Below are 12,656 nucleotides of genomic sequence, written 5' to 3'. Positions count from 1 at the left end.
CGTCCTCGGAACGGCGCGGAATCGGTCGGCCACAGAAGTGCCCTGCGTTGACGCGCCAACCGCTGCGGGCGGACACCCCCCGACACGACCCCTTCTCGCCGTACGCGGCTCTCCCGCCGTAGCCGCGCTGTCCGCGCGGCTGCGGGCCGCCGACCTGCCGAAACCGCGGGCAGATGTGCCGCCTGGGGCGGCACGGGTGGGCGCGGCGGCACCCGGCCAGCGCCGGGTCGCGTCACCCACCCCGCGTCCGCATCCGCGCCGGCCGCCCCATGGACCCCGGGTCGCCGAATCCGCCCACGCCGGGTGTCACGTGAACGCCGGGACACCCACCGCCCCCGTCCGGCGACAATGAACCCGTGCGGTACAGAATCCTGGGGGTCGCCCAGACGGAGGATCGCGGCACCGTCGTCACCCCCGGCGGGCCCCGGCTCCGTGCCCTGCTCGCCGCCCTCGCTCTGCGGCCCGGCCAGGTCGTCACCCCCGCCACGCTGATCGACGAGGTCTGGGCGGAGGATCCGCCGAAGGACGCCCCCGCCGCCCTCCAGGCACTGGTCGGCCGTCTGCGCCGTACCGTCGGCAAGGACGCCGTCGCCTCCGCCCCCGGCGGCTACCGGCTCGACGCGACCCGCGACGACGTGGACCTGTACGTGTTCGAGCGGCTCGTACGGCACGGCACCGCCGCCCTCGAGCGCGGTGACGCCGCGGGCGCCGCCCGGCAGCTGGACGAGGCCCTCGGGCTCTGGCGCGGGCCCGCCCTCGCCGACCTCCCCGACGCCGCCGCCCGCCCCGAGGCCCTGCGCCTGGAGGCGGCCCGGGCCCGGATCGAGGCCGGCCTGCGCCTCGGCGACGCCCACGACGCCGTACCGCGGCTGCGGGAACTGACCGCCGCGCACCCGTACGACGAACCGCTGCACGCCCTCCTCATCCGCGCCCTGCGCGCCGCCGGCCGCGACGCCGACGCCCTGGCCGCCTACGAGGACGCCCGACGTGCTCTGGACGAGGGACTCGGGACCGGACCGGGGCCGCGGCTGCGCGCCCTGCACGCCGAGCTGCTCGGCGCCCCCGCAGCGGGGCGGCCGACGGAGCCTCCCGCGCGGGCGGGCAACATCCGGCCCCGGCTGACCTCCTTCGTGGGGCGCGAGCGCGAACTCGACGCCATCCGTTCCGAACTGCACACGGCCCGGCTGGTCACCCTCACCGGCCCCGGCGGCTCCGGGAAGACCCGCCTCGCCGAGGAGGCCGCCGCCGCGCTCCCGCAGGCCTGGCTGGTCGAACTGGCCCCCCTCGACCGGCCCGAGGCCGTGCCCGGCGCGGTCGTCAACGCCCTCGGGCTGCGCGAGACCGTCCTGGTGAGCGGCGACCGGCCCGCCGTCCAGCACGACCCCGTCGCCCTGCTCGTCGAGTACTGCGCGGCTCGCGACCTGCTTCTCGTTCTTGACAACTGCGAACACGTCATCGAAGAGGTGGCCCGGCTCGCCGAGACGCTGCTGACCCGCTGCCCCGGCCTCACCGTCCTCGCCACCAGCCGTGAACCGCTTGGCGTCCCGGGCGAGTCGGTGCGTCCCGTCGAGCCGCTCACCCCGGATCAGGCCCGGCGCCTCTTCGCCGCCCGCGCGGCCGCCGTACGGCCCGACGCCGGGACCGTGCTGCGCGACGAGACCGCAGTCGCCGAGATCTGCCGACGGCTGGACGGGCTCCCCCTCGCGATCGAACTGGCCGTGGCCCGCCTGCGGGTGCTCACGCCCCGGGAGATCGCCGACCGCCTCGACGACCGCTTCCGCCTGCTCACCTCCGGCAGCCGCACCGTCCTGCCCCGCCAGCAGACCCTGCGGGCGGTGGTCGACTGGTCCTGGGACCTCCTCGACGACGCCGAACGGACCATGCTGTGCGAGCTGTCCGTCTTCGCCGGCGGCTGGGAGCTGGACGCCGCGGAGGCCGTCGGCACCGGGCCCGCGGCCGACCTCGTCGGGGCCCTCGTCGACAAGTCCCTCGTCGTCGCCGCCCCCGGCACCCACGGCACCCACGGCACCGGCATGCGCTACCGCATGCTGGAGACCATCCACGAGTACGCCGACGAACGCGCCGCCGAGCGGCCCGAACTGCGCGCCCGAGCGGAAAAGGCCCACCGCGCGTGGGCACGCGCGCTGGTCGAGGAGGCCGACCCTCAGCTGCGGTCCGCAGGGCAGCTGCCCTGGATCGCCCGGCTGGAGGCCGAGCACGACAACATCCGCGCGGCCCTCGACCGCACCCTCGACGCCGGTGACGAGCCGGAGGCCGCCGCCCTCGCACTCGCCATGGGATGGTTCTGGTGGCTGCGCAACTACCGGCACGAGGGCATCCGGTGGTTCGACCGGACGCTGCGTCTCGGGGCCGCCCTGGACGCGGGCCGTGCGGAGGTGCCGACGCCGGACGTCCTCGCCCGCCGTACGGCCGCCGCCGATCCCGTGGACGCCCTCCTCGCCGTACCGGAGGGCGACACCCGGCACCCGCTGCACTCCCTGCGCATGCAGGTGCGGATGATGCACCTCCTCCTCACCTTCGAGGCCGGGCCGGGGGAGGGACGGCTCGACGAGCGCATGCGGCGGTACGTCGTCCGGCTGCGGGACCACTTCGCCGCGGGAGGCCCGGAAGCGGCCCGGGTACCCGGCCTCATCTGGCCTTTGACCCAGTTCTTCGTCAGCGACTCCGACGACGTACGCGAGGTCATGGACGCCTCCGTCGCCAACTGCCGGATCCACGGGGGCGAGTGGGAGATCGCCGCCAGCCTCATGTTCCGCACCCACACGGTGGTCGACTCCTCCGGCGGCCTGGCCGGCATCGACGAGGACCTGGCGGAACTGCGCGTGCTCAGCCGCCGGATCGGCGACCGCCTGGTGGAGGCCCAGGTGTGCAGCGCCTTCGGCGAGCACGCCATGGCCCTCGGCCGCTACGAGGAGGCCAGGGCCGAGTACGAGGAGGCCCTGCGGTTCGCCGATGAGGTGGGCGCCTTCGCGGAGTCGCCCTTCCTCATCGCCCGGCTCGCCGAGATCGCCTACCGCGCGGGCGACCGCGACACGGCGCTCACCGTGCTCGACCAGGCCGGCGCCGCCGCCGACCGGTACGGCGTGGTGGACTCCAAGGCCTTCGTCCTGATGCTGCGGGCCGGACTCGCGGTGGAGGACGCGGACTTCACGCGCGGCCGTGCCCTGTGCGAGGCCGCCCGCGAGGAGTGCGTGCGGGGGACGCCCCCACCGCAGTTCCTGGCGATGCTGGGGCTGGTGGACGCCCTCGTGACGGCGGGCGAGTCGGGGCCGCGCGAGGGGCTTCCGCCGCTGGTGGAGACCTTCCGGACGGCCGTGCACAAGCGGTGCGCCGACCTGGTCGTGGCGGCCCTCGTGGACGGCTCGGCCGAACTGCTGTGCCGCCTCGGCGACCACGCCCGGTCGGCACGGCTGCTCGGCGCGGCCGCACACTGGCGCGGCGACCGTCCGCGCCCGATGCCCGACCGCGCGCACGCCGAGCGGGCCGGGGCCGCCGCCCGTACCGCCCTCGGCGGTGAGCGGTACGCCGCCGAGCTGGCCGACGGCGCCGCCCTCACCCCGGGCGACGTCCTGCGCGAACTGGACGAGGCGGTGCGGGGCCTCCGGCCGCGGCAGCCGGTCCCGTAGAGCGCGGGGTGGGGCGGGGCCTACGCGCAGGTGAAGCGCGACCGCGCCCAGTCCGCCAGCGCCGCCGAGTCGAGCGGCCCGTGCGGCTCGGCCACCAGGCGTACGGTCTCGCGCCCCGAGACGTCCACATGGACGGGCACCGCCGGGTCCCCGCCCTCGACCGCCCCGGAGTTCCACAGCCGGACCCCGTCGGCGTACACCGAGAAGTGGACCTTGCCGAACTTCATCGTCAGGTCGTCGACGCCGACCAGCGCTTCGTAGGACGAGCAGGAGCGGTTCAGGTCGATGGTGACGGAGGAGCGGCCGTGCACGGTGACGCCGTGCGCGTACCGCACGCCGTCGATCGACAGGGCGGAGCGCTGCCACACCCAACTGCTCCCGGCCAGCCGCATCTCGGGCCCGGTGCCGTCACCGATCACGTCGTACGCCAGCTCGTTCCACTGGTAGACGGTCCGGGCGGGTGGGGGCGGTGATGGTGGTGGTGGGGGTGTGGGGGAGGGCGAGGGTTCGGGGGGTGACGGGGGCGGGGTCGGCGTCGGGGTGGGCTTCGGGGTGGGGGTCGGCTTCGGTGACCGGGGTGGCTCAGGGGTCGGGGTGGGGGTCGGGGTCGGCTCGGGGACGGCTGCCGGGGGCTGGGGGCGGGGTGGGCGCGGTGAGGGCGTGGGGGAGTCGGGGGCGGGCTGGGCCACCGGTGAGGAGGCGGGCGGGGCCGCCTTCGAGGGCCGCTCCTCCGGGTCGTCGTCGCCGGCCAGCGCGAAGACCAGCGCCGCCGCGGCGGCCACCGCCACCACACCGGCCGCGATACCCGCCTTCACCGGCGCGCCCAGTCCTTCGGAGGCCGCGGCACCGCCGCCCGCGCCCGCGCCGCCGGACGTGCCACCGGCCGCCGCCGCACCCGCCGCGCCGACGCCCGCGCCGCCGGCGACGATCCCGGCCGCCTTGGCGTACCCGGCGGCGCCGAACCAGCCGATGACGGCGACCGGCACCACGGCGGGGATGCCGCTCGCGACCTCCTCGATCTGGGTCGCGGCCAGCCGACACCGCGCGCACTCCTCCAAGTGCTTGCGCAGCCCGCGTTCGGCCCGGACACGCAGCCTGCCGCGCGCGTACGTGCCGAGCTGGTCGGCGTAGCGGGCGCACTCCTCGTCGCCGGTGAGGGTGTCGCTGACGTGGGCCTGGAGGTAGGCCTGCTTCAGACCCTCTCGGGCGCGGCTGGCGAGCACCCGAGTGCCGTTGGCGTCCAGCCCGAAGAGCATGGCCACCTCGCTCGGTGACTCGTCCTCGACCTCGGTGTGCCACAGCACGGCCTGCCACCGCTCCGGCAGCGACCGGAAGGCCCGCATCGCCATCGACTGCTCGGCCTGGTGCATGGCCCGGACGTCGGCGCCCAGCTCCAGGGTGTCGTCGTCCGGCACTTCGGTGGTCCGCGCGGACTGCGCGGCGAACACGGCGAAGTCGTCGACCAGCTGCTCCCGCCCGGCCGACCGCGTCCAGCCCGCGGCGACCCGCCGGACCGCGGTGAGCAGGTAGGCGCGCACGGCGTGCTCGGGCCCGGAACCCCCGCGCACCGCCTGGAGCATGCGGGCGAAGACCTCGGCGGTGAGGTCGTCCGCGGTGTGGGCGTCGCGGCAGCAGGTGCGCGCGTACCGGCGCACCGCGTCCGCGTGGCGCCGGAACAGCTCCTCGTAGGCCGTGTCGTCGCCCGCGCGCATGCCCTCGATCAGCTCCGCGTCGGACGACGGGACCTCGCGCGGCGGCGGCAGGACACTGTCCTCGTGCAGTTCGCGCTGGGCCGGGACACCGGAACCCGCCGGAGGGCCGGCCTCGGCCGCACCCCCACCGGGGCTGGGCCGACTCGCGTCCGTGGGCCCGCCGCCCCACGGGGACCTGGCCCGCCCGCCCTGGCCCGGCACCTGTGGTGAGTCGGCGGGTCCGGTGTCACCGGGCCCGCCGTCGCCGTCACCGAGTGACCCGCCCCGCCCGTCAACGCTCATCGCGGAAAGCCCCCGCCGCCTGCCCAGCCAGTCCGAACACGGCGTCAGCGTGCCATATTGGCTTTTGTTCAGGACCTCCTCGTGCCGATCACCACTCGTCCGTGGGGACTTGCCGTGCGGCGGTAATGACGCTCAGCCGTTCGGGGAAGGAGACATACCTTGGCCCCCGCCCCGACGGCCGTCGCGGTTCAGGAGGGACGCGACCGCAGTCCCTCCAGCAGGATGTCCAGCAGCCGGGCCGAGGCCGCCGCCTGCTGCGCCGGGTCCGGCAGCGAGGGCGCCGCCGTGGCTATCACCAGCAGCACGTCCGACACGGAGACGCCCGGCCGCAGTTCGCCCGCCGCACGCGCCCGCTCCACGAGCCGGCCCACGACCTCCAGCAGCGCCGCCGCACCGTGATCGACCTCCACGGACGCCTGGGCACCGGCCGACGCACCGGCAGGACCGTGCTCCTCGGACACCAGCCGCAGCTCGCCCGAGCCCGGCTGTATCCGCTGCTGCGGCACCCGCGGCTCACCGGCCGGGACGGCCGCGCCGTCACCGCCCGCACCGTCGTCGGCGGAGTCCGCCACCCCGACCCGCAGCACCTGCGGCGGCAGCAGCCGGCCGGCGCCCGAAGCCACCGACGTACGCAGGAAGCGGGACAGCGCCGACCACGGTTCGTCCTCCTGCCCGAGCGCCGCCCGGGCCTGGTCGGTCAGCCGCGCCGTCTCCTCCTCGGCTATCCGCCGGACCAGCACGTCCTTGCTCGGAAAGCGCCGGTACACGGTGCCGACACCGACCCGCGCGCGCCGCGCCACGTCTTCCATGGGCGCGCCGTATCCCAGCTCGCCGAAGACCTCGCGGGCCGCGCGCAGGACGTGCTCCAGATTGCGCTGGGCGTCCACGCGCAACGGCGCGTTCCGTGCCGCGTCCCCGCGTGCCCCGCCCGCCGCCGCACTCATCGCGCCACCGGGCGCGACAGCCGACGCGGACGACCAATGAGAGTCCTGAACATGCATAAAAATCCCCCGGTAATGACGTCTCCCCCCGGAGACTCTCCCCGCCATCGAAAGCCGGAGTGTGCGGAACTGGCCCCTTCCGCGGTCCGCCCGTCGCGGACCCGGTGAGCGCATCCCCCTGCACCCCGTCGGAAAGAACATAGTTGAGCGAGGGTCAATTCAGAAGGGGCACGTTCCGCACGGAGCGCCCCCCGATCGGAGCACGGATCACATACGCCCCGAATGTGCCGCCCGCCACCCCCACCCCCACCCCCGCTGACCTGCGCGGTCGCACAGCAGCACGGTGCCGCGGCCCCCGCCGCGCCTCCGCGATCTCCGGTCACACAAATCGACGAGCCTGTGGACAAACGCAAGCGCCGGGTGCGTCATGGGATGGTGAAGGAACGTGCGCGCATTCTCGTTGTCGGCGGTGGCTACGTCGGGATGTACACGGCCCTGCGTCTGCAGCGGAACCTCAGAGGTGAACTCCGGCGGGGCGAAGCCGAGATCACGGTCGTCACCCCCGACCCCTACATGACGTACCAGCCCTTTCTGCCCGAGGCGGCGGCCGGCTCCATCTCCCCGCGGCACGTCGTCGTGCCCCTGCGCCGCCTCCTCGGCCAGTGCCGCCTCGTCATCGGCGAGGCCCGGTCCATCGACCACACGACACGCACCGCCACCATCACCACCCTCGCCACCGACGAGGAGGGCTCCGGCGCCCGCCGACTGACCTACGACGAACTCGTCCTCGCGCCCGGCTCGGTCTCCCGCACCCTGCCCGTCCCCGGCCTCGCCGACCACGGCGTCGGCTTCAAGACCCTCGAGGAGGCCATCGGCCTGCGCAACCACGTCCTCGAACAGATGGACATCGCCTCCTCCACCCGCGACCCCGCCATCCGCGACGCCGCCCTCACCTTCGTGTTCGTCGGCGGCGGCTACGCGGGCGTGGAGGCCCTGGGCGAGTTGGAGGACATGGCCCGCTACGCCGCGCGGTACTACCACAACGTCACCCCCGAGGACATGAAGTGGATCCTCGTCGAGGCATCGGGCCGCATCCTGCCCGAGGTCGGCGAGGACCTGGGCCGCTACACGGTCACCGAACTGCGCCGCCGCAACATCGACGTACGCCTGGACACCCGCCTGGACTCCTGCGCCGACCGCGTCGCCGTCCTCAGCGACGGCTCCCGCTTCCCCACCCGTACGGTCGTCTGGACGGCCGGCGTCAAACCCCACCCGATCCTCGCCGCCACCGACCTGCCCCTCGACGACCGCGGCCGCCTCACCTGCACCGCCCACCTGTCGGTCGACGGCGCCCCGCACGCGTGGGCCGCGGGAGACGCCGCCGCCGTCCCGGACGTCGCCGCGTCCGACCCCGGCCGGGAGTGCGCCCCCAACGCCCAGCACGCCGTCCGCCAGGCCAAGGTCCTCGCCGACAACGTCACGCACGCCCTGCGCGGCGAGCCCCTCGACACCTACGCGCACACATACGCCGGTTCCGTCGCCTCCCTCGGCTTCCACAAGGGCGTCGCGCACGTCTACGGACGCAAGCTGAAGGGCTACCCCGCGTGGTTCATGCACCGCGCGTACCACCTCAGCCGCGTCCCCACCGTCAACCGCAAGGCGCGCGTGCTGGCCGAATGGGCCCTCGCCGGACTCTTCAAACGAGAGATCGTCTCCCTGGGTTCACTCGAACATCCCCGAGCGGAGTTCGAACTCGCGGCCGGTGGAAAGCCTTCCCAGGAACCGCCGCACAACCCGAAGGGGTCGTCCTGACCGGAGTCCGGAACTCCCCCGCCGACTGAGGCGTCTGACGGATGTCGGCCCGGCCGGCACCCTGCCAGACTGGTCCACCACCGCGGGCGCGCCGCCGCTCGCCCCGCGCGGCCCCCGGGGCCCCGGCCGGTCCCGGCCGTCCCGGTCTCCGGCCGCCGACAACTACACGAGGCAAGGATTCGTGAACTTCACGCGCTGGAGCGCCCGACTCCCCGGAACGCAGCGCCGCGCCGCAGCGCGGACCGACACGACGGTCTCCCCGGACCGGCGGGGCGACGGCTCCGTACCCGCCGCCCGCGTCGAGCAGCTGACCGAGGAGGCCCCGCCCGTCCCCGCCGTGGACGACCTGCCCGTGCGCGACGTCCTCGACCGCGTCCCGGCCCTCGTCGCCCTCGTGTACGGCCCCGAGCACCGCCTCGCCTACGTCAACGACGCCTATGTCGCCGCCTTCGGCATGCGCGACCTGGGCGAACGCGCCCGCGAGGCCCTCCCCGAGCTGGACGAACCGGGCCTCTTCCCGCTCCTGGACCAGGTCCAGCGCAGCGGCCGGCCCCGCACCCTCAAGTCCCGCAAGGCCCCCGACGGCCGCTCCTACACCTTCACCTGCACCCCGGTCACCGAGGGCGGCGACCGCGGCGTCCTCGTCTTCGCGACCGACGTGACCGACCACGCCGAGGCCGCGGCCCGCCTCCGCGCGAGCGAACGCCGCCAGCGCGAAACCGCCGTCACCCTCCAGCGCTCCCTGCTCCCACAGGAACTGGAGGAGCCCGACGACCTGCGCGTCGCCGCCACCTACCACCCCGGCGGCACCGAGGCCGCGGTCGGCGGCGACTGGTACGACGTGATCACCCTCGGCGGCGGCCGCACCGCCCTGGTCATCGGCGACGTCATGGGCAGAGGCGTCCGCGCGGCGGCCGTCATGGGCCAGCTCCGCACGGCGGTCAGGGCCTACGCCCGCCTCGACCTGCCCCCGCACGAGGTGCTCCAGCTCCTCGACGGCCTCGCCACCGAGATCGACGCCAACCAGATCGCCACCTGCGTCTACGCCATCCACGACCCGAACGAGGGCCGGCTGGTCTACGCGTCCGCCGGGCACCTGCCCATCCTGGTCCGCGACGAGAACGGCACCGTCCAGCGCGCCGACGAGCCCACCGGCCCCCCGCTCGGCACCGGCGGCTGGGTGCACACGTCCGGCTCGATCTCCCTGGCCCCCGGCTCCACCGCCGTCCTCTACACCGACGGCCTGGTGGAACGCCGCGACGAGGACCTGGACGAGGGCATCGCCGCCCTGGAGCGCGCCCTGTCCGGCGCGACCGGCACCCCGCAGGTGATCTGCGACCGCCTGGTCCGCTCCGCCGGCGTCACCCCGGACCACGACGACGACGTCGCCGTACTGGTCCTCCAGCACCCCGCGCGCACCGGCGCGGACGCCGAACTGTTCCGCAACGCCGCCCTCGAACTGCTCGGCGGCGTGGAAGCGGCCCCACGCGCGCGTGCCTTCGCCTCCGGCGTCCTGACCAGCTGGCGCTTCCCCACCGACCTGCACGACCTGGGCGTCCTGGCCACCAGCGAACTGGTCGCCAACTCCCTCCAGCACGGCACGCCGCCCATGCGGCTGCGCCTGCGCCGCACCGACCGCCGCCTGATCATCGAGGTCACCGACGGCGACGACCACCTGCCCAGGCGTCGCCGCGCGGAGCCCGCGGACGAGTCCGGCCGGGGCATCGCCATCGTCGCGACCATCGCCACCAACTGGGGGTCCCGGCGCACACCCGGCGGCGGCAAGGCCGTCTGGTGCGAGTTCGTCCTGCCGAAGCCGTGACGGACCGGGGCCCGCCACGGCTTCACACCCGGCTCACGCCTCCGCGGCCGCCACCGCGTCCGCGGGCGCCCGGCCCTGCGTGACCACCCGGCTCCGAGCCAGCGACGGCTGATTCTGTACGTCGGTCAGCTGCCGCCCCAACCGCACCGCCAGCACCGTGATGCCCAGCGAGAACAACAGGAACGCCACGATGTACGGCGCGTGCAGCGAGGCCCCGAGCGGCCCGCCGACCGCCGGCCCGATCGCCAGCGCGAGCTGCTTCACCAGGGCGAAGGCGGAGTTGTACTGCCCGGCCAGCCCGGTCGGCGCCAGGTCCGCCACCAGCGGCGCCAGCGTCGGCGACAGCATCGCCTCACCCAGCCCGAACAGCGCGTACGTCGAGATGAAGGCGGCCGTCGCCATCGTCTGGCTGCCGTGCCCGAGCCCGGCGTACCCGGCCACGGCCCACGCCACCGCCCAGATCAGACCCACGGCCGCGATCACGCGCGACCGCTTCCGCCGCTCCACGAACTTCAGCACCGCGAACTGCGCGATCACGATCATCAGCGTGTTCGCGGCCAGCGCCGTCCCCAGCGCGGACGTGGTGATCCCGGCGGCCTCGACGCCGTACGCGCTCAGCCCCGACTCGAACTGTCCGTAGCAGGCGAAGAACAGCACGAAGCCCAGCACGCACAGCTGCACCATGGCGCGGTTGCCCAGCAGCTGCTTCCAGCTGCCCCCGGCGGGCTGCCCCGGGACGGCCTCCACGCGCGGGGCGCGCGGCACCCGCACGGTGGCCATCACCGCGACCAGCACCAGGAACATGGCCGCCTCGATCGCGAACAGCAGCGTGAAGGACGAGGCGCTGGTGGTGTCGACCAGGTGACCGCCGATGAGTCCGCCGACGCCGAGTCCCAGGTTCTGCAGGAAGAACTGCATGGCGAAGGCCCGCGACCGGGTCTCCGTCGTGGAGCAGTCCACGATCATCGTCGCGAGGGCCGGCTGCATCACGGCCTGCCCCGCGCCCAGCGCGGCGGCGGACAGCAGCACGGTGGCCGCCGAGGCCGAAAGCCCCAGGCTCAGCGCACCGAGCGCGGCGGTGACCAGGGCGATGAGCAGCACCGGCAGCGGGCCCCGCCGGACGATGGCCCGCCCGGCGAACGGCAGCACGATCAGCGCGGCCACCGCGAAGACGGCGAGCACGAGACCCGCCGTCATGGAGCCGAGCCCCCGGACCTGCGCCACATAGACGTACAGGTAGGGGACGGTGAAGCCGAGTCCGAACGCGCTGAGTGCGTTGCCCACGTGAATCCGGCGCATCGCGGCGCCCATTGCCCTGGTCACGTTCACCCTCTCTTGGGTCGATCGCTCCAGCCGTTAGAGCTGAAGACTTAGAAGCTAAAGTTCGAAGGTAAAGAGTACATAGTGAAGGACTTCAAGGCAAAGGAGCGGCGTGCCATACTGCGGGCATGGGCGACACCTCCGGCGCCGGCGAACCGCCACTCGAAGAACAGATCGCCGCCTACCAGCGCGAGTTCCAGGGCCTCGACCCCCAGGTCGAGAAGATCGTCTCGGCGCTCTCCCGCCTCAACCGCCGCATGAACGTCGCGTACGGCCGGCAGACCGCCGAGCTGGGCATCAGCAACACCGACTGGGAAGTACTCAAGGCGCTGGTCCTCTCCGGCGCCCCCTACCGGCTGGGCCCCGGCGACCTCGCCAAGCGCCTCGGCCTGACCCCCGCGGCGATGACCCACCGCATCGACCGCATGGTGACCGAGGGCCTGGTCACCCGGGAGCGTGACGAGTCGAACCGGGTCCGCGTCATCGTGGAGCTGACGTCGGAGGGGCGCGAGAAGTGGCTGGAGGCCATGCGCCTCGCCTCGGTCTTCGAGGAGGACCTGCTCCAGGACCTCTCCCCGGACGACCGGACCGCGCTCGGCGAGGTGCTCACCCGCCTCCTGCGCCGGGTCGAGCACGCCCAGCCCGACGCGGGCGGCCGGCTCAGCGACCTCGAATAAAGATCTTGACAGAGATGCTTGACAGCCCCCTACGGGGTCCGTACAGTTCTTCGGGTTGCCACGGCACCGTAACGGTTCTGCGGTAGCACCTCCGCCGCAGCAGCGGCACCCAAACCACCAGCACGAGCCCCCAGTGGGAATGACTTCGGCATGTCCGAATTCAATTCCGATTGGCACTCGACGGCCCGGTAGCCCCCGATTGGGAAACACCGGGACAGTCCGCTAAGGTTTGAGACGTCGGAACGGCCCAAGGGCCGGGAAGACAACCCCCTCTGACGGGGAATCAGAGCCCGAAAGGATCTGATAGAGTCGGAACCGCCGGAAAGGGAAAAGCGAAAGCGGGAACCCGAAAGGCACCGAGGAAATCGGATCGGAAAGATCTGATAGAGTCGGAAACGCAAGACCGAAGGGAAGCGCCCGGAGGAAAGCCCGAGAGGGTGAGT

Annotated in this window: 7 protein-coding genes; 4 read left to right on the top strand and 3 right to left on the bottom strand. The window is 73.9% G+C overall.

The features are described 5' to 3' along the window. Nucleotides 1–356: 356 nt before the first annotated feature. Complete coding sequence (locus tag ACFC1X_RS40260; protein WP_376364576.1) at nt 357–3,647, top strand: BTAD domain-containing putative transcriptional regulator; 3,291 nt, start codon at nt 357–359, stop codon at nt 3,645–3,647. A 20-nt stretch (nt 3,648–3,667) separates the two neighbouring features. Here ACFC1X_RS40260 and ACFC1X_RS40255 read toward each other — a convergent pair whose 3' ends face one another. Next, the gene (locus ACFC1X_RS40255) at nt 3,668–5,641 is read right to left on the bottom strand and encodes a sigma-70 family RNA polymerase sigma factor (protein WP_376364573.1); all 1,974 of its coding nucleotides are present in this window, start codon (nt 5,639–5,641) and stop codon (nt 3,668–3,670) included. A 188-nt stretch (nt 5,642–5,829) separates the two neighbouring features. After that, the gene (locus tag ACFC1X_RS40250; protein ID WP_376364570.1) at nt 5,830–6,642 is read right to left on the bottom strand and encodes a TetR/AcrR family transcriptional regulator; all 813 of its coding nucleotides are present in this window, start codon (nt 6,640–6,642) and stop codon (nt 5,830–5,832) included. A 372-nt stretch (nt 6,643–7,014) separates the two neighbouring features. Here ACFC1X_RS40250 and ACFC1X_RS40245 point away from each other — a divergent pair, with 372 nt between their 5' ends. Beyond that, the gene (locus ACFC1X_RS40245) at nt 7,015–8,394 is read left to right on the top strand and encodes an NAD(P)/FAD-dependent oxidoreductase (RefSeq protein ID WP_376364567.1); all 1,380 of its coding nucleotides are present in this window, start codon (nt 7,015–7,017) and stop codon (nt 8,392–8,394) included. A gap of 181 nt (nt 8,395–8,575) precedes the next feature. Further along, entirely contained in the window at nt 8,576–10,216 is a 1,641-nt protein-coding gene (locus ACFC1X_RS40240; RefSeq protein ID WP_376364564.1) for a SpoIIE family protein phosphatase, read from the top strand. Between the two features lie 33 nt (nt 10,217–10,249). Here the strand turns inward: ACFC1X_RS40240 and ACFC1X_RS40235 are convergent, their stop codons facing one another. Then, nucleotides 10,250–11,527, bottom strand: coding sequence for an MFS transporter (locus tag ACFC1X_RS40235; protein WP_376364579.1), 1,278 nt, complete (start codon nt 11,525–11,527; stop codon nt 10,250–10,252). A gap of 137 nt (nt 11,528–11,664) precedes the next feature. On the opposite strand from ACFC1X_RS40235, the gene ACFC1X_RS40230 reads away from it, so the two are divergent. Continuing rightward, entirely contained in the window at nt 11,665–12,213 is a 549-nt protein-coding gene (locus ACFC1X_RS40230; protein WP_125495612.1) for a MarR family winged helix-turn-helix transcriptional regulator, read from the top strand. Nucleotides 12,214–12,656 lie beyond the last annotated feature (443 nt).

It is taken from the genome of Streptomyces sp. NPDC056128 (assembly GCF_042263835.1).
In the GTDB taxonomy this organism is placed as follows: Bacteria; Actinomycetota; Actinomycetes; order Streptomycetales; family Streptomycetaceae; genus Streptomyces.
This window is presented reverse-complemented; position numbering and strand designations above follow the sequence as displayed.

Excerpts from the sequence above, each read along its gene's own strand:
- ACFC1X_RS40255 (WP_376364573.1), bottom strand. The coding sequence starts at position 5,641 with ATGAGCGTTGACGGGCGGGGCGGGTCACTCGGTGACGGCGACGGCGGG.
- ACFC1X_RS40250 (WP_376364570.1), bottom strand. The coding sequence starts at position 6,642 with ATGCATGTTCAGGACTCTCATTGGTCGTCCGCGTCGGCTGTCGCGCCC.
- ACFC1X_RS40245 (WP_376364567.1), top strand. The coding sequence starts at position 7,015 with ATGGTGAAGGAACGTGCGCGCATTCTCGTTGTCGGCGGTGGCTACGTC.
- ACFC1X_RS40235 (WP_376364579.1), bottom strand. The coding sequence starts at position 11,527 with ATGGGCGCCGCGATGCGCCGGATTCACGTGGGCAACGCACTCAGCGCG.
- ACFC1X_RS40230 (WP_125495612.1), top strand. The coding sequence starts at position 11,665 with ATGGGCGACACCTCCGGCGCCGGCGAACCGCCACTCGAAGAACAGATC.